Annotated in this window: 27 protein-coding genes; 15 read left to right on the plus strand and 12 right to left on the minus strand. The window is 61.0% G+C overall.

Annotation, left to right across the window (positions count from 1 at the left end):
* Nucleotides 1–37 precede the first annotated feature (37 nt).
* Entirely contained in the window at nt 38–373 is a 336-nt protein-coding gene (locus tag TX23_RS00590) for an ArsR/SmtB family transcription factor (protein WP_005789341.1), read from the minus strand.
* Nucleotides 374–467: 94 nt separating this feature from the next.
* On the opposite strand from TX23_RS00590, the gene TX23_RS00595 reads away from it, so the two are divergent.
* Complete coding sequence (locus tag TX23_RS00595) at nt 468–1,331, plus strand: MBL fold metallo-hydrolase (protein WP_057700567.1); 864 nt, start codon at nt 468–470, stop codon at nt 1,329–1,331.
* A 119-nt stretch (nt 1,332–1,450) separates the two neighbouring features.
* On the opposite strand, the gene bkdR is transcribed toward TX23_RS00595, so the two are convergent.
* Nucleotides 1,451–1,939 carry a Bkd operon transcriptional regulator BkdR gene (gene bkdR, locus TX23_RS00600; RefSeq protein ID WP_056861361.1) on the minus strand — a complete coding sequence of 163 codons (489 nt, stop codon included), beginning with the start codon at nt 1,937–1,939 and terminating at the stop codon, nt 1,451–1,453.
* 196 nt (nt 1,940–2,135) lie between these two features.
* On the opposite strand from bkdR, the gene TX23_RS00605 reads away from it, so the two are divergent.
* The 5 genes from TX23_RS00605 (at nt 2,136) to TX23_RS00625 (ending at nt 8,302) form a co-directional block, all read left to right on the plus strand.
* Nucleotides 2,136–3,371 (plus strand): 3-methyl-2-oxobutanoate dehydrogenase (2-methylpropanoyl-transferring) subunit alpha, encoded by a 1,236-nt coding sequence (locus TX23_RS00605; RefSeq protein ID WP_057700568.1) that lies wholly within the window; start codon nt 2,136–2,138, stop codon nt 3,369–3,371.
* A 1-nt stretch (nt 3,372) separates the two neighbouring features.
* A complete protein-coding gene (locus tag TX23_RS00610; RefSeq protein WP_005789444.1) occupies nt 3,373–4,431 on the plus strand; it encodes an alpha-ketoacid dehydrogenase subunit beta in 1,059 nt (352 codons plus the stop codon).
* Nucleotides 4,432–5,694: a dihydrolipoamide acetyltransferase family protein gene (locus TX23_RS00615; protein WP_057700569.1), complete on the plus strand. Its 1,263-nt coding sequence runs from the start codon at nt 4,432–4,434 to the stop codon at nt 5,692–5,694.
* 4 nt (nt 5,695–5,698) lie between these two features.
* Complete coding sequence (gene lpdA, locus TX23_RS00620; protein WP_032880474.1) at nt 5,699–7,078, plus strand: dihydrolipoyl dehydrogenase; 1,380 nt, start codon at nt 5,699–5,701, stop codon at nt 7,076–7,078.
* Between the two features lie 204 nt (nt 7,079–7,282).
* Nucleotides 7,283–8,302 (plus strand): branched-chain amino acid aminotransferase, encoded by a 1,020-nt coding sequence (locus tag TX23_RS00625; protein WP_057700570.1) that lies wholly within the window; start codon nt 7,283–7,285, stop codon nt 8,300–8,302.
* A gap of 67 nt (nt 8,303–8,369) precedes the next feature.
* Here TX23_RS00625 and TX23_RS26690 read toward each other — a convergent pair whose 3' ends face one another.
* Nucleotides 8,370–9,260: a GNAT family acetyltransferase gene (locus tag TX23_RS26690; protein WP_082629533.1), complete on the minus strand. Its 891-nt coding sequence runs from the start codon at nt 9,258–9,260 to the stop codon at nt 8,370–8,372.
* Between the two features lie 40 nt (nt 9,261–9,300).
* Nucleotides 9,301–9,516 carry a hypothetical protein gene (locus TX23_RS27915; protein WP_157243885.1) on the minus strand — a complete coding sequence of 72 codons (216 nt, stop codon included), beginning with the start codon at nt 9,514–9,516 and terminating at the stop codon, nt 9,301–9,303.
* A 49-nt stretch (nt 9,517–9,565) separates the two neighbouring features.
* Here TX23_RS27915 and TX23_RS00640 point away from each other — a divergent pair, with 49 nt between their 5' ends.
* From TX23_RS00640 to TX23_RS00650, 3 genes are all read left to right on the plus strand, one after another.
* Nucleotides 9,566–10,462 carry a VOC family protein gene (locus TX23_RS00640; protein WP_057700571.1) on the plus strand — a complete coding sequence of 299 codons (897 nt, stop codon included), beginning with the start codon at nt 9,566–9,568 and terminating at the stop codon, nt 10,460–10,462.
* Nucleotides 10,459–11,850, plus strand: a complete 1,392-nt coding sequence (locus TX23_RS00645) for an alginate export family protein (protein ID WP_057700572.1) — start codon at nt 10,459–10,461, stop codon at nt 11,848–11,850. Before TX23_RS00640 ends, TX23_RS00645 begins: the two co-directional genes overlap by 4 nt.
* Nucleotides 11,851–11,947: 97 nt before the next feature.
* Nucleotides 11,948–12,766 carry an alpha/beta fold hydrolase gene (locus TX23_RS00650; protein ID WP_057700573.1) on the plus strand — a complete coding sequence of 273 codons (819 nt, stop codon included), beginning with the start codon at nt 11,948–11,950 and terminating at the stop codon, nt 12,764–12,766.
* A 54-nt stretch (nt 12,767–12,820) separates the two neighbouring features.
* Here the strand turns inward: TX23_RS00650 and TX23_RS00655 are convergent, their stop codons facing one another.
* Nucleotides 12,821–13,207 (minus strand): DoxX family protein, encoded by a 387-nt coding sequence (locus TX23_RS00655; RefSeq protein ID WP_057700574.1) that lies wholly within the window; start codon nt 13,205–13,207, stop codon nt 12,821–12,823.
* Nucleotides 13,208–13,403: 196 nt separating this feature from the next.
* On the opposite strand from TX23_RS00655, the gene TX23_RS00660 reads away from it, so the two are divergent.
* A complete protein-coding gene (locus TX23_RS00660; RefSeq protein ID WP_057700575.1) occupies nt 13,404–14,402 on the plus strand; it encodes an NAD(P)H-quinone oxidoreductase in 999 nt (332 codons plus the stop codon).
* A 209-nt stretch (nt 14,403–14,611) separates the two neighbouring features.
* On the opposite strand, the gene TX23_RS00665 is transcribed toward TX23_RS00660, so the two are convergent.
* The 3 genes from TX23_RS00665 to TX23_RS00675 form a co-directional block, all read right to left on the minus strand.
* Nucleotides 14,612–15,742, minus strand: a complete 1,131-nt coding sequence (locus TX23_RS00665; RefSeq protein WP_057700576.1) for an alkene reductase — start codon at nt 15,740–15,742, stop codon at nt 14,612–14,614.
* Nucleotides 15,743–15,820: 78 nt separating this feature from the next.
* Entirely contained in the window at nt 15,821–16,498 is a 678-nt protein-coding gene (locus TX23_RS00670; RefSeq protein ID WP_057700577.1) for a type 1 glutamine amidotransferase domain-containing protein, read from the minus strand.
* Nucleotides 16,495–17,124: a TetR/AcrR family transcriptional regulator gene (locus tag TX23_RS00675; RefSeq protein ID WP_057700578.1), complete on the minus strand. Its 630-nt coding sequence runs from the start codon at nt 17,122–17,124 to the stop codon at nt 16,495–16,497. Before TX23_RS00675 ends, TX23_RS00670 begins: the two co-directional genes overlap by 4 nt.
* Nucleotides 17,125–17,297: 173 nt before the next feature.
* Here TX23_RS00675 and TX23_RS00680 point away from each other — a divergent pair, with 173 nt between their 5' ends.
* Complete coding sequence (locus TX23_RS00680) at nt 17,298–18,236, plus strand: GlxA family transcriptional regulator (RefSeq protein WP_057700579.1); 939 nt, start codon at nt 17,298–17,300, stop codon at nt 18,234–18,236.
* 477 nt (nt 18,237–18,713) lie between these two features.
* On the opposite strand, the gene TX23_RS00685 is transcribed toward TX23_RS00680, so the two are convergent.
* Nucleotides 18,714–19,220, minus strand: coding sequence for a GNAT family N-acetyltransferase (locus tag TX23_RS00685; protein WP_233102191.1), 507 nt, complete (start codon nt 19,218–19,220; stop codon nt 18,714–18,716).
* A gap of 180 nt (nt 19,221–19,400) precedes the next feature.
* Between TX23_RS00685 and TX23_RS00690 the strand changes: the two genes are divergently transcribed.
* Entirely contained in the window at nt 19,401–20,273 is an 873-nt protein-coding gene (locus TX23_RS00690; RefSeq protein WP_057700581.1) for an undecaprenyl-diphosphate phosphatase, read from the plus strand.
* Here the strand turns inward: TX23_RS00690 and TX23_RS00695 are convergent.
* Together TX23_RS00695 and yghU are read right to left on the minus strand one after the other, a co-directional pair.
* Nucleotides 20,270–21,232, minus strand: coding sequence for a Dyp-type peroxidase (locus tag TX23_RS00695; RefSeq protein ID WP_057700582.1), 963 nt, complete (start codon nt 21,230–21,232; stop codon nt 20,270–20,272). The two genes, TX23_RS00690 and TX23_RS00695, sit on opposite strands and share 4 nt — an antisense overlap.
* 159 nt (nt 21,233–21,391) lie before the next feature.
* Nucleotides 21,392–22,237 (minus strand): glutathione-dependent disulfide-bond oxidoreductase, encoded by an 846-nt coding sequence (gene yghU, locus TX23_RS00700; RefSeq protein ID WP_057700583.1) that lies wholly within the window; start codon nt 22,235–22,237, stop codon nt 21,392–21,394.
* Between the two features lie 77 nt (nt 22,238–22,314).
* On the opposite strand from yghU, the gene TX23_RS00705 reads away from it, so the two are divergent.
* Nucleotides 22,315–22,569: a uracil-DNA glycosylase family protein gene (locus TX23_RS00705; RefSeq protein WP_057700584.1), complete on the plus strand. Its 255-nt coding sequence runs from the start codon at nt 22,315–22,317 to the stop codon at nt 22,567–22,569.
* Between the two features lie 14 nt (nt 22,570–22,583).
* Nucleotides 22,584–23,180, plus strand: a complete 597-nt coding sequence (locus tag TX23_RS00710) for a glutathione S-transferase family protein (RefSeq protein WP_057700585.1) — start codon at nt 22,584–22,586, stop codon at nt 23,178–23,180.
* Between the two features lie 150 nt (nt 23,181–23,330).
* Here the strand turns inward: TX23_RS00710 and TX23_RS00715 are convergent, their stop codons facing one another.
* Nucleotides 23,331–24,098 (minus strand): SDR family NAD(P)-dependent oxidoreductase, encoded by a 768-nt coding sequence (locus TX23_RS00715; protein WP_057700586.1) that lies wholly within the window; start codon nt 24,096–24,098, stop codon nt 23,331–23,333.
* A gap of 138 nt (nt 24,099–24,236) precedes the next feature.
* Here TX23_RS00715 and TX23_RS00720 point away from each other — a divergent pair, with 138 nt between their 5' ends.
* Entirely contained in the window at nt 24,237–25,385 is a 1,149-nt protein-coding gene (locus TX23_RS00720; RefSeq protein WP_057700587.1) for an aldose epimerase family protein, read from the plus strand.
* The last annotated feature ends 512 nt before the right edge of the window (nt 25,386–25,897 follow it).

Genomic DNA, 25,897 nt, shown 5'->3' on the forward strand with positions numbered 1-25,897 from the left:
TTGAGTCAATGCACACAAGGGTCGCTGCCGGATGGCGTCACGCCCAGCTTTTTATGACCGCGCCGCAATACAGCCCGGACAGGGTCTTCATCACTTGAATCACTTCATGGCTGGCCAGCCCGTAGAAAATGTATTTGCCTTCGCGGCGGGTGGCGACCAGCCCTTCATCGCGCAGGATGCCCAACTGTTGCGACAGCGTGGGCTGACGCACACCGGTCAGAGCCTCCAGCTCACCCACGTTGCGCTCGCCCTGGGTCAACTGGCACAGGATCAGCAACCGGTCTTCGTTGGCCAGGGCCTTGAGCAAGGAGCAGGCCTTGGACGCCGACGCACGCAACTGGGCGACTTCGCCCTCACTCAAGGTAGATTCCATTTGCTTCGGGTCCTTTATGTCACTTAAGCTCAAAACATTATGTGTAAACGTAAACTGATTGTAACCACTTTTTTCTTCATCGGGGACAGCCGCCATGCCAGCGTTGATTCAAGCCTTTCTGGATGACGCATCGTCGACCTATACCTACATCGTTTATGAGGCCGATGGCGGCCCCTGCGCCATTGTCGACTCGGTACTCAATTACGACCCGGCGTCGGGGCGTACCGATACCCGCCAGGCCGACAAGGTCATTGCGTTTGTGCGCGAACATGGCTTGCAGGTGCAGTGGTTGCTGGAAACCCACGCTCATGCCGACCATCTGTCCGCCGCGCCCTACCTGCGCCGCACCTTGGGCGGCAAGATCGCGATAGGCGAATCGATCAGCAAGGTGCAGGGTGTGTTCAAAAACCTGTTCAACCTGGAGCCGGAATTTCGCGTCGACGGTTCGCAGTTCGATCACCTGTTTGCGCCGGATGAGCTGTTTCACATCGGCAATTTGAAGGCCCAGGCCCTGCATGTGCCGGGGCATACTCCAGCGGACATGGCTTACCTGATCGACGGCCGCTTGATCCTGGTGGGTGACACGCTGTTCATGCCCGATGTCGGCACCGCCCGTTGCGACTTCCCCGGCGGCGATGCGCGGCAGTTGTACGCGTCGATGCGCAAGCTGTTGGCGTTCCCCTCCGATACCAGGCTGTATGTGTGTCATGACTATCCGCCTGAAGGCCGTGAGGCCAGGTACCAGACCACCGTGGCGGAACAACGGGCGGGCAATATTCATGTGCATGATGGGGTGGATGAAGCGGCGTTTGTAGCGATGCGCACCACCCGTGATGCCGGATTGGGGATGCCGACGCTGTTGTTGCCGGCGATCCAGGTGAATGTGCGAGCGGGGAATATGCCGCCGGCGGAAGAAAACGGCGTGATCTACCTGAAGATCCCACTCAACCAGCTTTGAAATACATAAAAAAACGTGGGAGGGGGCTTGCTCCCGATAGCAGTGGATCAGCTACACATAAGTTGACTGTCACACCGCCATCGGGGGCAAGCCCCCTCCCACATTTTTACCGCGTTGAGTCAGTTGCCCAGGCTGATGCCGTTGGCTGGCAGAGGCAGCGCCGTCTTGTAGCGCACTTGCTTCAAGGCAAAGCTGGAGCGAATGTTCGCCACCCCCGGCACCTTGGTCAGAAAGTCCATCATGAAACGCTCCAGCGACTGGATCGTCGGCACCAGCACCCTGATCAAATAATCCGGATCTCCCGCCATCAGGTAGCACTCCATCACCTCGGGCCGGTCCGAGATCGCCCCTTCGAACTGCTGCAACGCCAGCTCGTTCTGCTTCTCCAGGCTCACATGGATGAACACATTGACGTGCAGCCCCAGCAGGTCGGCATCCAGCAGCGTGACCTGGTCACGAATCAGGCCCAGTTCTTCCATCGCCTTGACCCGGTTGAAACACGGCGTGGGCGACAGGTTGACCGAGCGGGCCAGGTCGGCGTTGGTGATGCGGGCGTTCTCCTGCAGGGCGTTGAGAATGCCGATATCGGTACGGTCCAGTTTGCGCATGAGACAAAATCACCTGTTTATTATGTTTATGCAGTTTTTTTATCCGCAAATGACGGTGAGCGCAATGAAACACAGATAAATATTCTTCTACGCCACGCCTATGATTGTTGTAGGACAAGATTTCTTCCAACCCGAAGACTGACTGTCAGCTAGCGCGCCCACTACAAGAAATTCACAAGATAGAGCGTAGAAAGCCATGACCCAGCCGTATGCACCGCTGCGCCTGCACGTTCCCGAACCCTCGGGCCGCCCGGGCTGCAAGACCGACTTCACCTACCTGCGCCTGACCGACGCCGGCCTGGTACGCAAACCCGCCATCGACGTAGAACCCGCCGACACCGCCGACCTGGCCAAGGGCCTGATCCGCGTGCTCGACGACCAGGGCCAGGCGCTCGGGCCGTGGGCCGAGGGTGTCTCGGCAGACATCATGCGCAAAGGCATGCGCGCCATGCTCAAGACGCGCATCTTCGACAACCGCATGGTGGTCGCTCAACGCCAGAAAAAAATGTCGTTCTACATGCAAAGCCTCGGCGAAGAAGCCATCGGCAGCGCCCAGGCTCTGGCCTTGAACATCGACGACATGTGCTTCCCCACCTATCGCCAGCAAAGCATCCTGATGGCCCGCGACGTGCCGCTGGTGGACCTGATCTGCCAACTGTTGTCCAACGAACGCGACCCGCTCAAGGGTCGCCAGTTGCCGATCATGTACTCGGTCAAAGAGGCGGGTTTCTTCACTATTTCCGGCAACCTTGCCACCCAATTCGTGCAGGGCGTGGGCTGGGGTATGGCCTCGGCGATCAAGGGCGATACCAAAATCGCCTCGGCCTGGATCGGCGACGGCGCCACCGCTGAATCGGACTTCCACACCGCCCTCACCTTCGCCCACGTGTACCGCGCGCCGGTGATCCTCAACGTGGTCAACAACCAGTGGGCGATTTCCACCTTCCAGGCCATTGCTGGCGGTGAAGCCACCACCTTCGCCGGACGCGGCGTCGGTTGCGGCATCGCTTCCCTGCGCGTGGACGGCAACGACTTTATTGCGGTGTACGCCGCCTCGGCCTGGGCTGCCGAACGCGCACGGCGCAACCTGGGGCCAACGCTGATCGAGTGGGTCACCTACCGCGCCGGCCCGCATTCCACCTCCGATGACCCATCCAAATATCGACCCGCCGACGACTGGAGCCACTTCCCGTTGGGCGATCCGATTGCCCGCCTCAAGCAGCACCTGATCAAGATTGGCCAGTGGTCCGAAGAGGAACACGCGGCGGTCAGTGCCGAACTTGAAGCCGAAGTGGTCAAGGCGCAGAAGGAAGCCGAACAGTACGGCACCCTCGCCGGCGGCCAGATTCCAAGCGCCGCGACCATGTTCGAGGATGTCTATAAAGAGATGCCGGAGCACCTGAAGCGCCAGCGTCAAGAGTTGGGGGTGTGACATGAACGACCACAACAACAGCATCGAACTGGAAACCGCCATGACCACCACCACCATGACCATGATCCAGGCCCTGCGCTCGGCCATGGATGTGATGCTCGAACGTGACGACAACGTGGTGGTGTTCGGCCAGGACGTCGGCTACTTCGGCGGCGTATTCCGTTGCACCGAAGGTTTGCAGACCAAATACGGCAGCTCACGGGTGTTTGACGCACCGATCTCGGAAAGCGGCATCGTCGGCGTAGCCGTGGGCATGGGCGCGTATGGCCTGCGCCCGGTGGCGGAAATCCAGTTCGCCGACTACGTCTACCCCGCCACCGACCAGATCATTTCCGAAGCGGCGCGCCTGCGTTATCGCTCGGCCGGCCAGTTCACCGCGCCCTTGACCATGCGTATGCCCTGCGGCGGCGGCATCTACGGCGGCCAGACCCACAGCCAGAGTATCGAAGCGGTGTTCACCCAGGTCTGCGGCCTGCGCACGGTGATGCCATCCAACCCCTACGACGCCAAGGGCCTGCTGATCGCCTCCATCGAGAACGATGACCCGGTGATCTTCCTGGAACCCAAGCGCCTGTATAACGGCCCGTTCGACGGCCACCACGATCGCCCGGTAACGCCGTGGTCAAAACACCCGCAAGCGCAGGTTCCGGACGGTTACTACACCGTTCCCCTGGACGTGGCCGCCATCGTGCGCCCAGGTTCGGCTGTGACGGTGCTGACCTATGGCACCACCGTGTATGTGTCGCAAGTTGCCGCCGAAGAAACCGGCATCGACGCCGAAGTCATCGATCTGCGCAGCCTGTGGCCGCTGGATTTGGAAACCATCGTCAAGTCGGTGAAAAAGACCGGCCGTTGCGTGGTGGTGCATGAAGCCACGCGCACCTGCGGCTTTGGCGCCGAACTGGTATCGCTGGTGCAAGAGCACTGCTTCCACCACCTGGAAGCGCCGATCGAGCGCGTCACCGGTTGGGATACGCCCTACCCGCACGCGCAGGAGTGGGCGTATTTCCCAGGGCCGTCCCGAGTGGGCGCGGCGTTGAAACGGGTCATGGAGGTCTGAATGGGCACGCACGTTATCAAGATGCCGGACATTGGCGAAGGCATCGCGGAAGTTGAACTGTCGGTGTGGCATGTGAAGGTCGGCGACCTGGTGGTTGAAGACCAGGTGCTGGCGGATGTGATGACCGACAAGGCGATGGTGGATATTCCCTCGCCCGTCCACGGCAAGGTGATTTCCCTGGGCGGCGAGCCGGGTGAAGTCATGGCGGTGGGCAGTATTTTGATCAGCATTGAAGTGGAAGGCGCAGGCAACACCAAGGATGTGCCGGTGGCTGCCGAACCGATGAAGACCGCGCCTGTCGTTGAAGCCAAACCGGTCACGGCACCCGTTCAAAGCAAACCGGCTCCAGCCGTGAACGCGCCACCAGCGCCCGTGGCCCGCGAAGCCAGCGAGCGCCCGTTGGCCTCCCCTGCCGTGCGCAAACATGCGCTGGATGCCGGGATTCAACTGCGCCTGGTCCATGGCACAGGGCCTGCGGGCCGGATTCTGCACGAAGACCTGGAGGCGTACCTGCACCAGGGGCCGGCCACCAGCGCCAGCGCCGCCAACCCTTACGCCGAGCGCAATGATGAACACCAGATCCCGGTGATCGGTATGCGCCGCAAGATCGCCCAGCGTATGCAGGACGCCACCCGGCGCGCCGCGCATTTCAGCTACGTGGAAGAAATCGACGTCACCGCCCTCGACGAGTTGCGCGTGCATCTCAACGAAAAGCACGGTGCGACACGCGGCAAGCTGACCCTGCTGCCGTTTATCGTACGGGCCATGGTGGTGGCGCTGCGCGACTTCCCGCAGATCAACGCTCGCTACGACGACGAAGCCCAGGTCATTACCCGCCTCGGCGCGGTACATGTGGGCGTCGCCACGCAAAGCGACGTGGGCCTGATGGTGCCGGTGGTGCGTCACGCCGAAGCCCGCAGCCTGTGGGGCACTGCCGAAGAAATCGTGCGCCTGGCCAACGCCGCACGCACAGGCAAGGCCAGCCGTGAAGAGCTGTCCGGCTCGACCATCACCCTGACCAGCCTGGGCGCCCTGGGCGGCATCGTCAGCACGCCGGTGCTGAACCTGCCGGAAGTGGCCATCGTTGGCGTCAACCGCATCGTCGAACGGCCCATGGTGATCAAGGGCCAGATCGTGGTGCGCAAGATGATGAACCTCTCCAGCTCCTTCGATCACCGCGTGGTCGACGGCATGGACGCGGCGCAATTCATCCAGGCCATTCGCGGCCTGCTCGAACAACCCGCCAGCCTGTTCCTGGAGTAAGGGCATGACTCAGACATTGCACACCACGCTGCTGATTATCGGCGGCGGCCCCGGCGGCTATGTGGCGGCGATTCGCGCCGGTCAGCTGGGCATCCCCACCATACTGGTGGAAGGCCAGGCACTGGGCGGCACCTGCCTGAACATCGGCTGCATTCCGTCCAAGGCGCTGATCCATGTAGCCGAGCAGTTCCAGCAGACCGTGCATCACAGCCAGGGCTCACAACTGGGCATTGAAGTGGATGTGCCGACTCTGGACATCCGCAAAAGCGTGGAATGGAAAGACGGCATCGTCGATCGCCTGACCACGGGTGTCGCCGCGCTGCTGAAAAAACACAAGGTGCAGGTCGTTCACGGTTGGGCCAAGGTTATCGACGGCAAGACTGTCGAGGTGGGCGACCAGCGCATCCAGTGCGAACACCTGCTGCTGGCCACCGGTTCGAAAAGTGTCAACCTGCCGATGCTGCCGATTGGTGGGCCGATCATCTCGTCCACCGAAGCCTTGGCACCGACCCGCGTGCCCAAGCGCCTGATTGTGGTGGGCGGCGGTTATATCGGCCTGGAACTGGGTATCGCCTATCGCAAGCTCGGTGCCGAGGTCAGTGTGGTCGAGGCCCAGGAACATATCCTGCCCGCCTACGATGCCGAGCTGACCTTACCGGTGGCCGAGTCCCTGAAGAAACTCGGGGTGAAGCTGTACCTTGGGCACAGTGTCACCGGCTTTGCCGACAACAAGCTGCAAGTGCGTGCGCCCAATGGCGACACCTTGGCGCTGGACACCGACCAGGTGCTGGTAGCCGTTGGGCGCAAACCCAACACCCAAGGCTGGAACCTCGAAGCGCTGAACCTGGACATGAACGGCGCGGCGGTCAAGATCGACAGCCGCTGCCAGACGAGCATGCGCAATGTGTACGCCATCGGCGACCTCAGCGGCGAGCCGATGCTGGCGCACCGGGCCATGGCCCAGGGCGAAATGGTGGCTGAACTGATCAGCGGCAAGACCCGCGAATTCAACCCGGCCGCGATTCCAGCGGTGTGCTTTACCGACCCGGAACTGGTAGTGGTCGGCAAGACGCCGGACGAAGCCAAGGCTGCCGGCCTGGATTGCATCGTGTCGAGCTTCCCGTTCGCCGCCAATGGCCGGGCCATGACGCTTGAGTCCAAGGCTGGCTTCGTGCGGGTCGTGGCGCGGCGCGACAACCACCTGATTGTCGGCTGGCAAGCGGTGGGGGCTGGGGTGTCCGAACTGTCTACCGCGTTCGGCCTGAGCCTGGAAATGGGCTCGCGCCTGGAAGATGTGGCCGGCACCATTCACGCTCACCCGACCCTGGGCGAAGCCGTGCAGGAAGCGGCGTTGCGGGCATTGGGGCACGCGTTGCATCTGTGAAACTGCGGTGACGCTATCGCAGGCAAGCCAGCTCCCACATTTGGAATGCAGTCAAATGTGGGAGCCGGGCTTGCCCGCGATGACGGTGGACCAGCCAGTACAAAGGCTCAATGGTCCACCCACCCGCTCCCACACAAGCCAAGAATGCAGTATTGTTGCTCCCATCCAGAAAAAAATCCGACTTGACCAGAGATAGAGGGTGTCATGGGTAACGAAAGCATCAATTGGGACAAGCTGGGTTTTGACTACATCAAGACCGACAAGCGGTTTCTCCAGGTCTGGAAAAACGGCGAATGGCAGGAAGGCACCCTGACCGACGACAACGTGCTGCACATCAGCGAGGGCTCCACCGCCCTGCACTATGGCCAGCAATGCTTCGAAGGCCTGAAGGCCTATCGCTGCAAGGACGGTTCGATCAACCTGTTCCGCCCGGACCAGAACGCTGCACGTATGCAACGCAGCTGTGCCCGCCTGCTGATGCCGCATGTGTCGACCGAAGACTTCATCGACGCCTGCAAACAAGTAGTCAAGGCCAACGAGCGTTTCATCCCGCCGTATGGCAGTGGCGGCGCGCTGTACCTGCGCCCGTTCGTGATCGGCACCGGTGAGAATATCGGCGTACGCTCTGCGCCGGAGTTCATCTTCTCGGTGTTCGCTATCCCGGTCGGGGCCTACTTCAAAGGCGGCCTGGTGCCACATAACTTCCAGATCTCCACCTTCGACCGTGCTGCGCCGCAGGGCACCGGTGCCGCCAAGGTCGGTGGCAACTACGCCGCCAGCCTGATGCCGGGCTCTGAAGCGAGGAAATCCGGCTTCGCCGACGCGATCTACCTGGACCCGATGACTCACTCGAAAATCGAAGAAGTCGGCTCGGCCAACTTCTTCGGCATCACCCACGACAACCAGTTCATCACGCCGAAGTCGCCTTCGGTGCTGCCAGGCATCACCCGCCTGTCGCTGATGGAACTGGCCCAGACCCGCCTGGGCCTGGACGTGGTCGAGGGCGAAGTGTTCATCGACAAACTGGACCAGTTCAAGGAAGCCGGCGCCTGCGGTACCGCTGCGGTGATTTCACCGATCGGCGGCATTCAGCACAACGGCAAGATGCACGTGTTCCACAGCGAAACCGAAGTCGGCCCGATCACCCAGAAGCTCTACAAAGAGCTGACCGGTGTGCAGACCGGTGACGTTGAAGCACCAGCGGGCTGGATCGTCAAGGTCTAAGCCAGCAACACCGCACTACCCTGTGGGAGGGGTCAAGGCCCCTCCCACATTTTGATCTCCAGTATTTTCAGGATTGAGGGATATTCCCGGCAATCTTCTTGCCCATACTGATCCTCGGCTCCACCCCGTACCCCAACGCCTCATAAAACCCCACCACGACGTCATTGCCGCCGGTGATCTGCAGGTTGATCTTCATGCAGCCCAAGGCCGTCAGCGCCTGCTCGGCATGGCGCACCAGCGACGATCCCAAACCATGGCGACGATAGTCGGCATGCACCGCCACCGAGTACAACCAGCCACGATGGCCGTCATAGCCGGCGAGAATCGTACCGATCACGGCTTTCTTGTCGGTGGCTACGAAGAACAACCCATCGTTGACCGCCAGCTTCTTGTCAATCGCCAGGCTCGGCAGGTTATGCGCGGTGTCATAGCCAAACGCCTGCTGCCATAACTCAATCACTTGGGCGCGATGCTGCCGGTCGCGGTAGGCGCCGATGGGATGCCGCGACAACAACGTCTTTTCCATCACCAGCGTGCGCTCATTGCCATGGTAAACATCGCGTACGGTGTGAAAACCGAGCTTGCTGTAAAACGGCTCGGCGGTCAGTGAGGACGGCACACTCAACACCGTCACCCCGGCTTCGCGGGCACGCAGTTCGATCTCGATCATCAACAAACGGCCAATGCCCTGCCCTTGCAGCTCGGGATTGACGAACACCGAGCGCACCACGTTGGCATCGAGGGCAGCGGTGGCGACGATTAACTCATCCTGGATCGCCACCAGCACAATGCGACGATTGAGCAGTTCAAGAACCGCATCGGGCGTGAAGTGAGTGGCGACGCGAGCAATCACATCCGCGGGGTAATCCCGTGCGTTGCTGCTGTGCAAGGCCGCCAGAATCACCTGACTGATGCCCTGGGCATCGGCTGCTTGGGCGAGACGAACAACGGTCGACATGACTCCTCCTGGCTGGCGCGACTAAACGAACACCCCACTATCAATGTGCAAGGCAGCTTGCTCCGGATAGGAGTGGATCAGCTAAAGATAAGCTATACGCCTCGTTGATGCCCTGGGTATCCATCATTTTCACCGCCGAGACAACGCCATACTCGGCGCAGAAATGGACATCGCCGAGCAAGGAACCGCTATGAATGCCGGCAAAGCCATTGACGCTGAACCGTTCAACCAAGCACGCCCATACAATCGGCGTCACCGCCCTCCCCCTAAGCTTTTGACTTTCTTAAAAGCGCTGGAGAGTAGGCATGTACAGAAAAGTGAGGGCGGTAACCCTGGCGGTGACATTGCTCGCCGGGGCCATGGCGAGCAGTGCCTGGGCGGCCACGCCGGGTGTAGCGGTGGCGCCGCAATACGACACCAGCCATGTGTATGTAGCACCCGCTGATGTAGAGCGTTTTGCCCAAAGCTTCCTGGCCACGTTCGGGGGCAAAAGCACGCCTCAGGTGGTGGTCAATGTGCTGCCGGTGCCGAGCAGCACCACCTCGCAATTGTTGCAGACCCCGGCCGGTACGGTGTCGCTGTTCGGCTTCACCACACCCATTCCCCATCCATTTGGCCAGGAGCGCAATGGTTATCTGGTCAAGGACATGGACGTGGCCCTGAAGGCCGCTCGGGATAACGGCGCTGCGGTGATCGTCAGCGACTTTCCCGACCCCATCGGCCGCGATGCGGTGGTGCAGTGGCCGGGCGGCGTGAACATGCAGCTGTATTGGCACACCAAGAGCCCGGATTACGCCGCCTTCCAGACCGTACCGGAAAACCGCGTGTACCTCAGCGCCGATCGTGCCGATCGCTTTATCAAGGCGTTCCTGGGCTTCTCCCACGGCAAAGTGGTCGCCGATGACAAGCACGCACCCGCTGTGGAGGTGGGTCAGGCCAGCGGCACTTACCGACGCGTCGAGATCACCTCGCCCTTTGGGCGCATGGCGGTACTGGTGACCAACGGCCAACTGCCCTACCCCTTTGGCCATGAAACCACCGGCTACGAAGTAGCCGACCTGGCGGCCACCCTGGGCAAAGCCACGGGCTCGGGCGCTACCGTACTGGTGCCGAGCTTCGACAGCAAAAGTCGTCGCAGCGCGTTGGTGCAGTTCCCCGGCGGTTACGTCGCGGAAATTCACCAACTCATCGCGGCAAAATGATCCGTCGTACAGGCTGGGGCCTGGCCGTGCTGTGGCCGCTGGTGGTGGGCAGCGTACATGCCGACAATCAACCGACCCGCCCGGCCATCAAGGCCAATCGCTGGCAGGAAGACTGGTCTGTGCTCAAGGATCCGGCATTGCGCACGCAACCGTTGGACAACCTCAAGTACATCCCGCTGTCCGCCGCCAACCCGTTCACTCACCTGTCCCTGGGTGCGACACTGCGCGAACGCTTCGAAATGAACGATGCCAGTGGCTTCGGCGTGCGCGATGTAGCGCGTGATCGCTACCTGATCCAGCGCTTTCAGGTACACGCCGACTTGCACCTCAACGAACACTGGCGGCTGTTCACCCAGTTGGAAGATGTGCGGGCCTATGACAAAACCACCCTCGGCGGCGCCGACCAGAACCGCGTCGACCTGCGCCTGGCCTTTGCCGAATACGTAAAGACCTTCAGCGCCGGCACCTTCAAGGCTCGGGCGGGTCGCCAGGACTTTGCCTTCGACTTGCAGCGCTTTATTTCGTCGCGCGATGGCCCGAATGTGCGCCAGTCTTTCGACGCGCTGTGGGCCGATTGGGAAACGCCCCAATGGCGTTTTATCGGGATCGCCAGCCAACCGGTGCAGTACCAGGATGGCCGGCACTTCGACGACAAATCCAACCGTGATGCGCGCTTCCATATGCTACGGGTCGAGCGACTGGTGGGCGGCAGCAATGAGCTGTCGGCCTATTACGGCGTTTACGAGCGCCGTGCCGCCCATTACCTGGACGCCGACGGCAACGAGACCCGCCAGTTGCTCGACGCACGCCTGGGCGGCGCGGCCCGGGGTTTTGACTGGGATATCGAAGCCATGCTGCAAAGGGGTTCGGTGGGCAGCCAGGCGATCCGCGCCTGGGCCGGCGGCAGCCGTACCGGCTACACCTTCGACACCCTGGCCTGGACACCGCGCCTGGGCCTGCAAGTGGATGTCGCCTCCGGTGACCGCAAGCGCGGTGATGGCCGCGTCGGCACCTTCAACCCGCTGTTCCCCAACGGCTACTACTTTTCCCTGGCCGGTTATACGGGCTACAGCAACCTGATCCACGTCAAGCCGTCGATCACCGTCAAGCCCTTCGCCAAGCTGAGCGTGCAAACCGCTGTCGGCCTGTTGTGGCGGCAGACCACCGCAGACGCGGTTTACACCCAACCCAACCTCGCCGTCGCCGGCACCGCTGGCCAAGGCGAGCGCTGGACCGGTGCCTACGGCCAAGTGCGCACCGACTACGCGTTTACCTCCAACCTCAGCGGCGCAATCGAGGCCGTGCACTACGCGGCTGGCCAGACCCTGCGCGATGCCGGCGGGCACGACAGCAACTACCTGGGCATGGAACTCAAATTCAGTTGGTAACCCTGAGCAAGCACACCCATACAAGCCTGGGTCCAGATTTACGGCAATAGTGATGCGGTTTTTCACCGCCCTTTTTAACTCAAGCAAGGAGATTCAGATGAGCACCTTCGTTGCCAAAGACGGCACCCAGATCTACTTCAAGGACTGGGGCAGCGGCAAGCCCGTCCTGTTCAGCCACGGCTGGCCTCTGGATGCCGACATGTGGGAATACCAGATGGAGTACCTGAGCAGCCGCGGCTTTCGCACTATCGCGTTCGACCGCCGAGGCTTTGGCCGCTCGGACCAACCCTGGACCGGTAACGACTACGACACCTTCGCTGACGATATCGCGCAGTTGATCGAACATCTGGACCTGAAGGACGTGACCCTGGTGGGCTTTTCCATGGGCGGCGGTGATGTGGCGCGCTACATCGCGCGACATGGCAATGCGCGGGTCGCAGGCCTGGTGTTGCTGGGCGCCGTGACGCCGATCTTCGGCCAGAAACCCGACTATCCCCAGGGCGTCCCTACCGAGGTGTTCGATGGTATCAAGGCCGGGCTGTTGAAGGATCGCGCGCAATTCATCAGCGATTTCAATACGCCGTTCTTCGGTATCAACAAGGGCCAGCAAGTCTCCGAGGGTGTGCTCAGCCAAACCCTGCAGATCGCCATGCTTGCCTCGCTCAAGTCGACCGTGGATTGCGTCAGCGCCTTCTCCGAAACCGACTTCCGCCCGGACATGGGCACAATCGAGGTGCCGACCCTGGTGATCCACGGCGACGGCGATCAGATCGTGCCGTTCGAAACCACCGGCAAGGTGGCGGCCGAAATGATCAAGGGCGCGCAACTGAAGGTCTACAAGGATGCACCTCACGGGTTTGCCGTAACCCACGCCCAGCAGCTCAATGAAGACCTGTTGGCGTTCCTCAGCCGCTGAACCGCTTGCAACCTCCTCTCCTTGTTTGGCCGGGTTCGCCCGGCCTTTTTTTGCTCAGGCAAAGCGCTGAACCACTACCAGCCGCCCCGGCCCGGCAATGAGGATGCTGGTAAAGATGATCAACAGCAGCCAGCCGAACTGCCCCTCCAACAGCGTCCACTCTGGATGCACCACCAGCAAAGCGATGACCAGCACCGCCAGGATCGGCACGCACGCCAGGCGCACCAGCACGCCCGCGATGATCAGCAATGGGCACAGCACTTCGGCAAAGATCGCCAGCAGCAAGGTGACCTGGCCCCCCAGGTGAAACGGGTCTTCGATCAGCTTCAACTGTTCGCCGTAGTTGAGCAGCTTGGGCAACCCATGCACACACAGCAGGAACACCGCCCCGCTGACCCGCAGGAACAACAGTCCGGTATCCTGATTTCTCGCTTCGTTCATACGCCACCTGTGTCCGTCAATAATGATCGACGGCCAGTGTGTCCAAAGCCGCGCCGACGCACTTGCAGGCTTGTGCTGAAATCCTGCGGTTGCCCCAGGCGGTTGCATTGCCGAAAGAACCCGGCATGATCTTGCTGAACTGCCGACCCCGCGCTACGGTCCCAACCCATACGCTCATCGCCACAGGAACTGTTCCATGACGCTCCCCCAAGAAATGACCCTGATCGAAATCACCACCCCTGGCGGTCCGGAAGTCTTGCAGCCACGGCGCGCCGACGTGCCGGTGGCCGGGCCTGGCGAGATTCTGATTCGCGTGCACGCCGCCGGGGTCAACCGCCCAGACGCCTTGCAACGCGCCGGCAAGTACCCGATGAAACCCGGCATGAGCCCGATTCCAGGCCTGGAAGTGGCCGGTGAAGTGGTGGCGTTGGGCACTGGCGTTACTGAATACAGCTTGGGCGACAAGGTGTGTGCCCTGACCAATGGCGGTGGCTATGCGCAGTTTTGCGCGGTGCCGGCCAGCCAGACGCTGCCGGTTCCGGCGGGTATGGACTGGATTCAGGCCGCTGCCGTGCCGGAAACTTTCTTCACCGTCTGGGCCAACCTGTTCGGCCTGGGCGGCGCCCATAAAGGCCAGCGCGTTTTGATCCACGGCGGCACCAGTGGCATCGGCACCACCGCGTTGATGCTCTGCCAGGAGTTCGGTATCCAGGCATTCGCCACCGCCGGCAGCGCCGACAAATGTGCCGCGATTGCCAAGCTGGGCGCCGAACCGATCAACTACCGCGAACAGGAGTTTGCCGAGGTCATAGCCAAGCAGACCGATGGCAAAGGCGTCGATGTGATTCTCGACATCATGGGTGCCTCGTACCTGAACAACAACCTCAAGGCCCTGGGCATGGACGGTCACCTGGTGATGCTCGGTTTTCTCGGGGGCGGCAAGGCCCATGACGTCGACCTGCTGACCATCCTCGCCAAACGCGCAGTGATCACCGGCTCACTGCTGCGCGCCCGCACCCGCGAAGAAAAGGCCGCGATTGCCGAACAACTGCGCGACTACGTGTGGCCGGTGCTCAGCGCCGGGCGCTGCCTGCCGATCATCGACAAGGTCTACCCCTACACCGACGCCGCCCTGGCCCATGCGCGCATGGAAGGTGGGGATCATATCGGCAAGATTGTGTTGCGGGTGGAGTGAGGCGCTTTCCTCAATCCTTGGCGACCGGCTTAAGCGTACATCGCCCTCTGTAGGAGCGAGCTTGCTCGCGAAAAACGTCAACGATCACGCGTGCTTGCTGAATGAATGCGGCGCCTGTGAGTTTTTCGCGAGCAAGCTCGCTCCTACAAAAAGCCCGGCATTAGGGCTTGCCCGCGAATCGGGGCAAGCCCTCTCCCATATAGCGTGTGTCATTCCGGTTCGGCATACACCGGATAATCCACATACCCCGCCTGCGTCCCCCCATACAAACCCTCCGCCTTCAACGCATTCAGCGGCCAGCCATTGAAAATCCGCTGGGGCAGGTCCGGGTTGGCAATGAACGGCCGTCCGAAGGCGATCAGGTCCGCCAGCCCTGCCTCTACCAGCCGCGCACCACGCTCGGCAGTGTACCGGCCGGCATAGATGATCCTGCCGCTGAAGGTGTGGCGCACAGCCTGGCGGAATGTCTCAGGCAAGTCGGGCGCGTTTTCCCAGTCGGCTTCGGCGATCGACACATAGGCGATGCCCGACGCTTCCAGCACTTTGATCGCTTCGATATAGGTGTGGTGCGGATCTTCTTCTACAAGGCCAATGTAGACCCGGTCCTGGTCGGTGCCACTGAACAGCGGCGAAAAGCGTACGCCCAGGCGTTCCGGCCCCACCACCTTGCACACCGCTTCGACAACCTCGCGCAGCAAGCGCAGGCGATTATCCAGCGAACCACCGTATTCATCCTCACGAATGTTGGAATGGGCCGAGATGAACTGATTGATCAAATAGCCGTTGGCCGCATGGATTTCCACGCCATCAAACCCGGCGTCCAGGGCATTGCGAGCAGCCTGGGCGTAATGCCCGACCAACTCATCGATTTCCAGCGTGCTCAAGGCGCGTGGCACGGGTGGCTGCACCAGTTCACCCATACCTGGGCCGGTTTCGATAAAGGCTTTGGCCTGCAGCGCCGGCAGTGCAGACGGCCCTACCGGTGCAGCGCCGCCAGGTTGCAAGGCGTTATGAGACACCCGCCCCACATGCCATAACTGGGCAAAGATCACCCCACCCTCGGCATGTACCGCTGCGGTGACTTTGCGCCAACCCTCGATCTGCGCCGGTGTATGGATACCCGGCGTCCATGCATAACCCTGGCCACGCGGCTCGATCTGCGTGCCCTCGCTGACCATGAAGCCGGCACTGGCACGCTGGCGGTAATATTCGGCCATCATGTCAGTGGCGATATTGCCTGGCTGGGCGCTGCGCTGGCGTGTCAGCGGCGGCAGCACAACGCGATTGTTCAAGCGGTGATGCCCCAGCTTTATCGGGGTGTTAAAGATGCAGTCAGGCATGGGGATATTCCAAATTCAGGACGAACGAAAACCCTGGCGACTCCTGAGAATCGCCAGTGTGTACCTCGGTTGATTAATTTAAGCGTTGAGTGTCAGCAGGGCCTTGGCCACTTCGCTGGAGCTGCCGGGGTTCTGCCCTGTCACCAGCAAGCCATCGACGATCACAAAGGATTGCCAGTCGGCACCCTTCTCATACTTGCCGCCCAGCTTTTTGAATTCATCTTCAATCAGGAACGGCACAACATCAGTCAACTGCACGGCGGCTTCCTCCGAGTTGGAGAACCCGGTCACACGGCGCCCTTTGATCAACGGCTCACCGTTGACCGCCTTGACGTGGCGCAAGGCGCCCGGTGCATGGCAGACAAAACCGATGGGCTTGCCGGCCCGCTCGAACGCCTCGATCAGCGCGATGGACACAGGCGATTCCGCCAAGTCCCACAACGGGCCGTGGCCGCCTGGGTAGAACACGGTGTCGAAGTCGGCGGCGTTGACCGTGTCCAGCTTCACCGTGGTAGCCAGGGCTTGCTGCGCAGCCGGGTCGGCGGCGAAGCGCTCGGTCTGCTCGGTTTGCGCATCCGGCTCATCGCTCTTGGGGTCCAACGGCGGCTGGCCGCCGGCCGGGGAAGCCAGCACCACGTCGGCGCCAGCATCCTTGAACGCGTAATAAGGGGCGGCAAACTCTTCGAGCCAGAAGCCGGTCTTGCGCCCGGTATCGCCAAGCTGGTCGTGAGAGGTCAGTACCATTAATACTTTCATTTTCCAGTGCCTCGATCGATGTGAGTAGCAGGGTTTTCAGAGCCGCCCAACAACTGTTGGGTCAGCAACAGCGCCTCGCAGAACGGCGCGGTGGTACGGGTGATCTTGCCCATGACGCTGGTTCCCAGCCACAGCGCGTACAAGCGCTTGGCCAGGCTTTGCGGGGCGTGCTCGAACCTGAGCGAACCGTCTTCAACGCCGCGCTCCAGAGCCAGCGCGAGTACCTCGATGGTTCGGGAAGTACCGCGTTGCAACGCCAGTCGCATCGGTTCCGACAGGTCGGAGACTTCAGCCCCCAGCTTGACGGCCAGGCACTTGCCGGTATCGGTGCAGCCCGTGTGGTTGTCGATCCAGCTTTGCCAATAGCGCATCAACCGGGCGTGGTGGGTTAGACCCGGCTGATCGAACAGCTGCTGCATGCCATCGACGTACTGGTCGAAATAGGTGTCGAGTAACACCACGCCAAACGCATCCTTGGAATCGAAGTAGTGATAAAACGAGCCCTTGGGCACGTGTGCGGCGTGCAGGATCTCGTTCAAGCCCACCGCGGAAAAACCCTTGGCGCCGACAATGGATTGGGCACGTTCAAGAATCGCTTGCCGTGCACTGCTGCTTGCGTTGCTCATGCTTGCCTCCGCGCGATTAGACCAGTCGTCTAGTTCGTTGGGGCCATGTTAGGCAGCGAGGCAATCGCTCACAATGTCATATCCGCAAGGATTTCGGACATGGGCCAAAGTCGGTTGCCGTTTAGCTGGCACACGCCGACAATCCCTTCTCCCCTGCCCGTTGGAGAGATGCAATGCACAGCGTTGCGCTGCTGGTTTACCCGAATTTCCAGTCGTTGAGCCTTAGCCTTGGCTCGGTGTTCGAGTGCGCCAACCTGCTGCGCGGTGAGCCGGCCTACGAGTTTCACCTGGTCTCGCAAGGCGGTGGTGCGGTGATGACCTCCCAGGGGTTTTCGGTGAATACCAGCGCTATACGGCCTGAGGGTTATGACACCCTGATCGTCAGCGGCTATCTGGAGTTTCGCCTGCCGGAGGCCAACCTGCTCGAACGGGTCAAGGCAGCGTCAGCGCAGTCGCGGCGAGTGGCCTCGTTATGCACGGGCATCTTTGTGCTGGCCGAAGCCGGTTTGCTGGAAGGCAAACGCACCACGACCCACTGGATCCACGCGCCGGCGTTTCGCAAACGCTACCCGGATATCCGTCTGGAGGAAGACAAGTTGTTCGTGGTGGACGGCCAGGTGTGGACCGGCGCCGGCATGAGCGCCGGGGTCGACCTGGCCCTGGCGATGGTGGAGAACGACCTGGGCAGCGACCTCGCGCGCCGCATCGCACGCAAGCTGGTGATAGCCCAACGCCGCGGCAGCGAGCAATCGCAATTGTCGGCCTTGCTGGAACTGGACCCCAAATCCGACCGCGTGCAACTGGCCCTGGCCTATGCCCGCGAAAACCTCACCCAGGATTTATCGGTGGACGCCCTGGCCGACGTCGCCCGACTCAGCCCGCGCCAGTTCAGCCGGGTTTTTCGCGAAGAAACCGGGCAAACCCCGGCCAAGGCCATCGAAGCCCTACGGGTCGAAGCGGCACGGGCGATGATGGAAACCAGCCGCCACCCGGTGGAAGTGGTGGCCCGCGAAACCGGGTTCGGTGATCGCGAACGCATGCGTCAGGCGTTTCTGCGGGCCTTCGGACAGCCTCCTCAGGCGATGCAACAGGTGTTGTTCAATCCAGGCTAGGCCCTATGGGAAGGGATTTGCCCCCGATAGCCCATAAATATCTACACAACTTTGCAGTTGCCAACAGTAACTACGATGCGAAGCGAGCCGCTCTTGATCTTGATCTGCTTTTGATCTTAGGCGCCCCGTTAAACCACGCTGGCCGGAATTCGACAGGGATTTGGGGGGTAAACCGGCAGGGATGCCGGTTTAGCCGCCCCGCGCCATGGATGGCGCGTGGCGGCGGCCCCCAAAATCCATGGCGGATTACGGGCACACCGAGCCTAAGCGAGGTGCCGAGTGGTGGGGCAAGAGCCTTTTGGTTACTTTTGGGCTCTTTCAAAAGTGACCCGCTGTAAAAGCGGAACCAATAGCAGCCGTGACCCAAACAACGGATATGCACTCGATCAAAGTCCAGCATCCTGGTCGGCTATCAGGCCGCCATCGGGGGCAAGCCCCCTCCCACATTTACCCCTCCCTCATTCGGATCACCGGTCATCAGTGCAATGACGCCCGGGTAATCAGGTAGCTCACCAACTGCGGCTCATCCTCCAGCTCAATCATCTGCACCGGACGCGGCAGGTTATCCAACACAGTGCGCCAGAACGCCTGAGACACCTCGTCCTGATCATAAAACCGCACCAGCCAATTAGCCGCGCCGCTGCACAGCACCTGGCTGGCGATGGCGCGGCCGATGCCCTTGCGGCGGTAGCGCTTGAGAATGAACAGGTCGGCCAGCTCCAACGCGTCGATGCACGGCAGTTCGCTGCCTTCGATCAGCAGGAAACCGGCGATATAGCCATCGACCAGCAACAGGTTGGCGCTCCACTGCGGGTCTTGCCAATAGCGGGCCAGGTGCTCGTCATGGATGTAGAAACGGCCATCGGCCTCGACATCTTCCTGTTCCCAGTCCGAAGACTCGTAGGCGTAGTACTGGTACAGATTGCGGATCAACTCGGCATCTTCAGGGCCGGTCTGGATCAATTCAACGGTGGTTTCAGGCATGGGGCTCTCGGTGGAAAAACGCAGGGCGCCATTGTTCACAAAAGTGCCTGTCAGGCCAATGGCTTGTCGAATCCTTTCTATTGGCTGAACCGATTGCAAATAGCGGTTGCCCTGGCCAAATTCCTGAAACATTTAGAATAAACTTCGCCGGTTTCCACCTTTCGCTCAAGGACACGTATTGTGACCAACGTCTGTACCGCCGGCCTGGATGTGGGCTTTGCTTCCCTGGATTACCTGCAGATTTTTATCCTGGGTGTGGTCCAGGGCATTACCGAATTGCTGCCGGTGTCGTCCACCGCCCACATGCGTGTGGTGCCCGCCCTGCTCGGCTGGCAAGACCCGGGCTCGGCGTTTTCGGCGGCCATGCAATTGGCGGCGCTGGCGGCGGTGGTCAGTTACTTCTGGCGAGATGTGCGCCAGGTCACCACCGGCAGCATCAGTGCGGTGCGCCGCGGCGACTACAACGACCGGTGGTTCAAGCTGGCGGTGGCCATCGTGCTGGCGACTATCCCGATTGGCATTGCCGGGTTGGCGCTGTCTTCGACCTTGAATGCCTGCAACTCACCCTTGCGCGGGCTGATGGTGATCGGTATTTCCTGCGTGGTGATGGCGGTGTTGCTGGCGCTGGCCGAAGTACGCGCCCGCCATACCCGCGACGTGAGCCAGATGCGTTTGCGCGATGCATTGATCGTGGGGGTGGCGCAAATTGGCGCGTTGATTCCCGGTGTATCGCGCTCGGGATCCACACTGACCGCCGCGCTGTTCCTGAACTTCAAACGTGAGGAAGCGGCGCGCTTTTCTTTCCTGCTGGGCCTGCCGGCCATTGCCCTGGCCGGTTTGAAAGAGCTGTGGGTGCTGCTGCGCGCCGACCTGCCTGCCCACGCCTGGCCGCACTTGATCTTCGGCCTGGTGGTGGCAAGCATCTCGGCGTTCTTTGCGATCTGGGGCCTGATGAAGTTCCTGGAGCGCTTCTCCACGTGGCCGTTCGTGATCTACCGTGCGCTGTTGGGAGTCTTCCTGATTGTGGCGGTCAGCACCGGGTTGTTGAGTTAAGCCGTCGGTTCGCGGTCGGCCAGTTCTTCGAGCAGGTCGGCCGAAGGCACGAAAAACAGGCCGCCGGTCACCGCCGTGCTGAAGTCGAGCAAGCGGTCGTAGTTGCCGACCGGGCGGCCGACAAACATGTTTTCCAACATTTGCTCCAGGGGCTGCGGCGAGCGTGCGTAGCCGATGAAGTAGGTGCCGAACTCGCCGGCGCCTGGGCGGCCAAAGGGCATGTTGTCGCGCAGGATCTTCACTTCCTCGCCGTCCTGATCAGTGATGACGGTCAGGGCGCTGTGGGAATTGCTCGGCTTGGCGTCTTCGTCCAGTTCGATGTCCGACAATTTGGTACGCCCGATCACCTTCTCCTGGGCCTCTACGGTCAAGCCATTCCACGCCGTCATGTTGTGCAGGTATTTCTGCACCAACACATAGCTGCCGCCTTCGAACTCCGGGTCTTCGTCACCCACCAGGGTAAAGGCTTCAGCCTTGCGCCCCACCGGGTTCTCGGTGCCGTCGACAAAACCGATAATGCTGCGCATATCGAAGTAACGGAACCCCTGGACCTCATCGACCACCTTCACGCTATCGCCCAGGGCGGCCATCAAGTGGGTCGCCAGTTCGAAACACAGGTCCATCTGCTCGGCGCGGATATGCAGCAGGATATCGCCGGGAGTCGACACCGCCATGCGCCCCTCCACGCCAAACTCGCGAAACGGATGCAAGGCCGCTGGGCGCGGCGCACCGAACAGGCGGTCCCAGGCATCCGAGCCAAACCCACAAACGCAGGTCAGGTTGCCCGACGGCACACGCTTGCCCACCGAGCGCACCAACCCTGCGATGTCGGCGCACCAGGCACGCACATTTTCGACCGCATCGGGGGCCAGGGTGGCGACCATGAAAATCGCACTGCTGGTGATCGGGTGGCACACCGATTGCGGTTCAAGCGGTGGCCGGACGGGGCAGGTTTTCATCAGGGAGTTCCACAGGCTGAGGGCGGTTTGAACCCGCGCAGATTAGCAGATCATCGGTGGTAACTGGCCCACACTTGACCCATCTGCGCTTTAAGCTTGAGCGCCTCGGCCCGCCGCCCCCCTGATTTCCTGCTCCGCCCACGCTTTAGCGCATAACCTTCAGTCCAAGTCGCTCGCATCATGGCGCTCGGCCAACTGTTCATGGGGCTCGCCCGACACCCGATTCACCCGCCGCCCGCGCTGCACCGCAGGCCGTGCGTCAATCGCGTCGGCCCAGCGCTGCACGTGCTTGTACTCATGCACCGACAGGAACTCCGCCGAGTCGCCATACAAGCGGCCTTTGACCAGCCCGCCGTACCAGGGCCAGATCGCGATATCGGCAATGCTGTACTCATCACCGGCAATGTACTCACTCACCGCCAGGCGTTTATCCAGCACATCCAGCTGGCGTTTGGTTTCCATGGCAAAACGGTTGATCGGGTACTCCATTTTGCTGGGGGCATAGGCATAGAAATGCCCGAAGCCGCCGCCCAGGTACGGCGCGCTGCCCATTTGCCAGAACAGCCACGACAGGCATTCAGCCCGAGCCGCAGGTTCGGTGGGCAAGAACGCGCCGAATTTCTCGGCCAGGTACTGCAGGATCGCGCCCGACTCGAACACCCGGATCGGCGTGGCGCCGCTGCGGTCCATCAGGGCCGGAATCTTTGAGTTGGGGTTCACCGCGACGAAGCCACTGCCGAACTGGTCGCCATCGCCAATCTTGATCAGCCAGGCATCGTATTCGGCGCCGGTGTGACCCAGGGCCAGCAACTCTTCGAGCAGGATCGTGACCTTCTGCCCGTTGGGCGTAGCCAGGGAATACAGTTGCAGCGGATGTTTGCCGATCGGCAGCTCTTTATCGTGGGTAGCACCGGCGACAGGCCGGTTGATGCTGGCGAAGGTGCCGCCGCTTTCGGTTTCCCAGGTCCAGACTCGGGGTGGGACATAAGTGGACGAATCGGTCATGCTCACTGCTCCTGAGGTGCTTGGATCAACGCATTCAAAGTGCATATTACCGACTGTTTCAAATTCAGATACCCCCTATGACCGACCGCCTCGGCGATATCCTCACCGACCAGCTTGATGTAGTGTTCTGCGGCATCAACCCCGGCAAGGGCTCCGCCGCCCTCGGTGCGCCGCGCTTCGTGGCGTTTCTGGGCAAACCAGGCTATAGCGCGTTGAGCGACCAGCGCCAGATCGCCTGGGGTTTGCAGCCGCAGTCACTGGGCGCCGCCGCGGTGTGGGTGTTGCCCAACCCCTGCTGGCGCCCTTACTCTCTTGAGCCAAACATCCTGTAGGCAATGGAGGCTGCATGAAACTGATCGGAATGCTGGACTCGCCTTACGTACGCCGCGTGGCGATTTCCCTGGACTTGTACGGGGTGGATTTTGCGCATGAACCGCTGTCGGTGTTCAGCACCTACGCGCAATTTGCCCAAATCAACCCCGTGGTCAAAGCCCCCTCGCTGGTGCTGGACGACGGGACGGTGTTGATGGATTCGAGCCTGATCCTCGATTACCTGGAAGCCCTGGCGCCGGCTGACAAGAAGCTGCTCCCCCAGCAACCGACAGCACGCGCCCACGACCTGCAACTGCTCGGACTGGCCCTGGCCGCCTGTGAAAAGAGTGTGCAGATCGTCTATGAACACAACCTGCGCCCAGCCGAAAAGTTGCATGCACCGTGGATCGAACGCGTCAGTGGGCAATTGCTGGCGGCTTATACCCTGTTGGACAAGCAACTGGCAGACAGTCAAGCGCTGACCCAGGCATCCATTACAGCGGCGGTCGCCTGGTCGTTCAGCCAGTTCACCGTGGCCTCGGTGGTGAAGGCGGATGCGTTCCCCAACCTGAAGCGCCATGCTGAACGCCTGGAACAGCACCCGGCGTTCAAGCGTTACCCCATCGCCTAAGCACCGCAGCCCTAATACCCGTCAATTAAAGCTTTTTGTAGGAGCGAGCTTGCTCGCGAAAAACGCACAGGCGCCGCGTTTAATCAGGAAACACGCGTTATCGTTGACGTCTTTCGCGAGCAAGCTCGCGCCTACACAGGCGATGTCGGCTTAAACCCAGCCACCATCCACGATGAAATTCTGCGCCGAGCACATCGCCGAGGCATCAGAGGCCAGAAACAGGGCCATATTGGCGATGTGTTCCGGCATCACACTGCCAGGCAGGCACTGGCTACGGGCGATCAACTCCCGAGCCGCGTCATCCACCCACATGGCCAGTTGTTTTTCCGTCATCACCCAGCCCGGCACCAGCGTGTTGACGCGGATATGGCTCGGCCCCAACTCCCGCGCCAGGCCTCGGGTCATGCCGTGGGCGGCGGCCTTGCTGGCGGCGTACACCGGGTAGCCGGCAGAAGCCATCATCCAGCCGACCGAACCCAGGTTGATGATTGAGCCGCCACCCGCCTCTTTCATCATTGGCACCACCGCCTTCGCAGCAAAGAAGGCGTGCTTGAGGTTGACAGCGATCAACCGGTCGAACATTTGCGAGTCGATTTCTTCCAGGCTGTGGCGCACATCATTTGCCGCGTTATTTACCAGCACCGTGATCGGCCCGAGGGAATGCTCGAAGCGCCGGATTGCCGCGCCGTAGCCAATCTCATCGGTAATATCGCAGCACTCGAACTCAACGATGTGGCCCTTGGAGTTCAACAGCGCCGCCAAGCGTTCACCCTGGCTTTGCGCGCGATCCACAAACGCCACTTTGGCACCCTGGGCGGCAAAGGCCCGCACCATGAATTCGCCAATCCCTGACGCCCCGCCGGAGATCAATACGCTCTTGCCCTTGAGGTCAGGATAAATGGCGTGCTCAGTACTCATAACGTAGTGCCTCGATCAATTAGTCTTATTTTATTTTACGAAATCGGCGTTAAAGGCTATAAATTCGCTGGGTAGCCGGTGAAATATCTCACATTAGTAGAACTATTCAACCCAAAAACAACAAAAGGATGTTCGACCATGAAGCACCCTCGATACCTGTTGTCCGGTCTGGCGCTGGCCATGCTGATCACCAGCGGCGGCGCGCACGCCGCCGGCCTTACCAGCGAGCACAAGCCCTTCGGTAAAACCAATGACGGCACCGCCGTCGAACAGTACGTGTTGCGCAATAGCCATGGCATGCAAGCCACGGTAATTACCTACGGCGGTGTCTTGCAGTCGCTGATGGTGCCGGACAAAAACGGCAAGCTCGACGACGTCGTGCTGGGCTTCGATGATGTGCAAGGCTATCAAGGCGGTACTGCATTTTTCGGCGCAACCATCGGCCGCTTCGGCAACCGCCTGGCCGGCGGTGCCTTTGAACTCGACGGCAAACGCTACCAGGTGCCGCTCAACGACGGCCCCAACTCGCTGCACGGCGGCGCTCAGGGCTTCGACAAACAGGTGTGGCACGCCGAACCGGTCAAGGACAAGGATTCGGTGGGCGTCACCCTCACCTACCTGTCCAGGGACGGTGAAATGGGGTTTCCCGGCAACCTGAAAACCGAAGTCACTTACCGCCTCAACGATAAGAACGAACTGCACATCGACTACAAGGCCACCACCGACAAACCGACGGTACTCAACCTCACCAACCACAGCTACTTCAACCTCGCCGGCGCGGGTAACGGCGACATTCTCAAGCAGGTCGCCACCTTGCACGCCAGCCACTACACGCCGGTGAATGCCACCTTGATCCCCACCGGTGAGCTGGCGCCGGTGAAAGGCACACCGATGGACTTCCTCAAGCCCACGCCCATTGGCCAACACATCAAGGCGGACCATCCGCAGCTCAAATTTGCCGAGCCGAAACAAGGCGGGTTCGACTTCAACTGGGCTCTGGATACCAAGGGTGACGTGAAGCAGCTTGCTGCCCAGGTGCATGACCCTGAGTCGGGGCGGCGCTTGCAGCTTTACACCAGTGAGCCTGGAGTGCAGTTCTACACCAGCAATTTCCTGGATGGTTCGGTGAAGGGCAAAGGGGGCAAGACGTACCAGCACTGGAGCGGGTTTACCCTGGAGACCCAACACTTCCCGGATGCGCCTAACCAACCCGGCTTTGCCTCAACTCGCTTGAATCCCGGGCAAACCTATACCCAAAACACCATCTTCAAATTCACCACCGATTAAACGGTGGGAGGGTTACCCCCGACGAAGGCGTTTCAGTCTGCACAGCACAGCTGATTGACTCGCCGCCATCGGGGCATGGGTATCTACACAACTTTTGTAGCCACTGCCAACCGTAACCACGATGCGAAGCGAGCCGCTCTTGCTCTGCTTTTGATCTTAGGCGCCCCGTCAAACCACGCTGGCCGGAATTCGACAGGGATTTGGGGGGTAAACCGGCAGGGATGCCGGTTTAGCCGCCCCGCGCCATGGATGGCGCGTGGCGGCGGCCCCCCAAATTCATGGCGGATTACGGGCACACCGAGCCTAAGCGAGGTGCCGAGTGGTGGGGCAAGAGCCTTTTGGTTACTTTTGGGCTCTTTTCAAAAGTGACCCGCTGTAAAAGCGGAACCAATAGCAGCCGTGACCCAAATAAAGGATATGTACTCGGTCTGATCCAACATCCTGGTCAGCTATCAGGCCGCCATCGGGAGCAAGCCCCCGGTAAAAACTCGCACATTCCTCCCCACCCACTA

The organism is Pseudomonas paralactis (genome assembly GCF_001439735.1).
GTDB lineage: Bacteria > Pseudomonadota > Gammaproteobacteria > Pseudomonadales > Pseudomonadaceae > Aquipseudomonas > Aquipseudomonas paralactis.

What these genes read in the sequence shown, in the direction of transcription:
- TX23_RS00695 (WP_057700582.1), bottom strand. Translation starts at nt 21,232, where the DNA reads ATGAAAACCTGCCCCGTCCGGCCACCGCTTGAACCGCAATCGGTGTGC.
- TX23_RS00665 (WP_057700576.1), bottom strand. Translation starts at nt 15,742, where the DNA reads ATGCCTGACTGCATCTTTAACACCCCGATAAAGCTGGGGCATCACCGC.
- TX23_RS00720 (WP_057700587.1), top strand. Translation starts at nt 24,237, where the DNA reads ATGAAGCACCCTCGATACCTGTTGTCCGGTCTGGCGCTGGCCATGCTG.
- TX23_RS00685 (WP_233102191.1), bottom strand. Translation starts at nt 19,220, where the DNA reads ATGCCTGAAACCACCGTTGAATTGATCCAGACCGGCCCTGAAGATGCC.
- TX23_RS00655 (WP_057700574.1), bottom strand. Translation starts at nt 13,207, where the DNA reads ATGAACGAAGCGAGAAATCAGGATACCGGACTGTTGTTCCTGCGGGTC.
- TX23_RS00610 (WP_005789444.1), top strand. Translation starts at nt 3,373, where the DNA reads ATGAACGACCACAACAACAGCATCGAACTGGAAACCGCCATGACCACC.
- TX23_RS00710 (WP_057700585.1), top strand. Translation starts at nt 22,584, where the DNA reads ATGAAACTGATCGGAATGCTGGACTCGCCTTACGTACGCCGCGTGGCG.
- TX23_RS00595 (WP_057700567.1), top strand. Translation starts at nt 468, where the DNA reads ATGCCAGCGTTGATTCAAGCCTTTCTGGATGACGCATCGTCGACCTAT.
- bkdR (WP_056861361.1), bottom strand. Translation starts at nt 1,939, where the DNA reads ATGCGCAAACTGGACCGTACCGATATCGGCATTCTCAACGCCCTGCAG.
- TX23_RS00605 (WP_057700568.1), top strand. Translation starts at nt 2,136, where the DNA reads ATGACCCAGCCGTATGCACCGCTGCGCCTGCACGTTCCCGAACCCTCG.
- TX23_RS00640 (WP_057700571.1), top strand. Translation starts at nt 9,566, where the DNA reads ATGTACAGAAAAGTGAGGGCGGTAACCCTGGCGGTGACATTGCTCGCC.
- TX23_RS00625 (WP_057700570.1), top strand. Translation starts at nt 7,283, where the DNA reads ATGGGTAACGAAAGCATCAATTGGGACAAGCTGGGTTTTGACTACATC.
- TX23_RS00590 (WP_005789341.1), bottom strand. Translation starts at nt 373, where the DNA reads ATGGAATCTACCTTGAGTGAGGGCGAAGTCGCCCAGTTGCGTGCGTCG.
- TX23_RS00675 (WP_057700578.1), bottom strand. Translation starts at nt 17,124, where the DNA reads ATGAGCAACGCAAGCAGCAGTGCACGGCAAGCGATTCTTGAACGTGCC.
- TX23_RS00650 (WP_057700573.1), top strand. Translation starts at nt 11,948, where the DNA reads ATGAGCACCTTCGTTGCCAAAGACGGCACCCAGATCTACTTCAAGGAC.
- TX23_RS00680 (WP_057700579.1), top strand. Translation starts at nt 17,298, where the DNA reads ATGCACAGCGTTGCGCTGCTGGTTTACCCGAATTTCCAGTCGTTGAGC.
- TX23_RS00715 (WP_057700586.1), bottom strand. Translation starts at nt 24,098, where the DNA reads ATGAGTACTGAGCACGCCATTTATCCTGACCTCAAGGGCAAGAGCGTA.
- yghU (WP_057700583.1), bottom strand. Translation starts at nt 22,237, where the DNA reads ATGACCGATTCGTCCACTTATGTCCCACCCCGAGTCTGGACCTGGGAA.
- TX23_RS00705 (WP_057700584.1), top strand. Translation starts at nt 22,315, where the DNA reads ATGACCGACCGCCTCGGCGATATCCTCACCGACCAGCTTGATGTAGTG.
- TX23_RS00645 (WP_057700572.1), top strand. Translation starts at nt 10,459, where the DNA reads ATGATCCGTCGTACAGGCTGGGGCCTGGCCGTGCTGTGGCCGCTGGTG.
- lpdA (WP_032880474.1), top strand. Translation starts at nt 5,699, where the DNA reads ATGACTCAGACATTGCACACCACGCTGCTGATTATCGGCGGCGGCCCC.
- TX23_RS00670 (WP_057700577.1), bottom strand. Translation starts at nt 16,498, where the DNA reads ATGAAAGTATTAATGGTACTGACCTCTCACGACCAGCTTGGCGATACC.
- TX23_RS26690 (WP_082629533.1), bottom strand. Translation starts at nt 9,260, where the DNA reads ATGTCGACCGTTGTTCGTCTCGCCCAAGCAGCCGATGCCCAGGGCATC.
- TX23_RS00660 (WP_057700575.1), top strand. Translation starts at nt 13,404, where the DNA reads ATGACGCTCCCCCAAGAAATGACCCTGATCGAAATCACCACCCCTGGC.
- TX23_RS00615 (WP_057700569.1), top strand. Translation starts at nt 4,432, where the DNA reads ATGGGCACGCACGTTATCAAGATGCCGGACATTGGCGAAGGCATCGCG.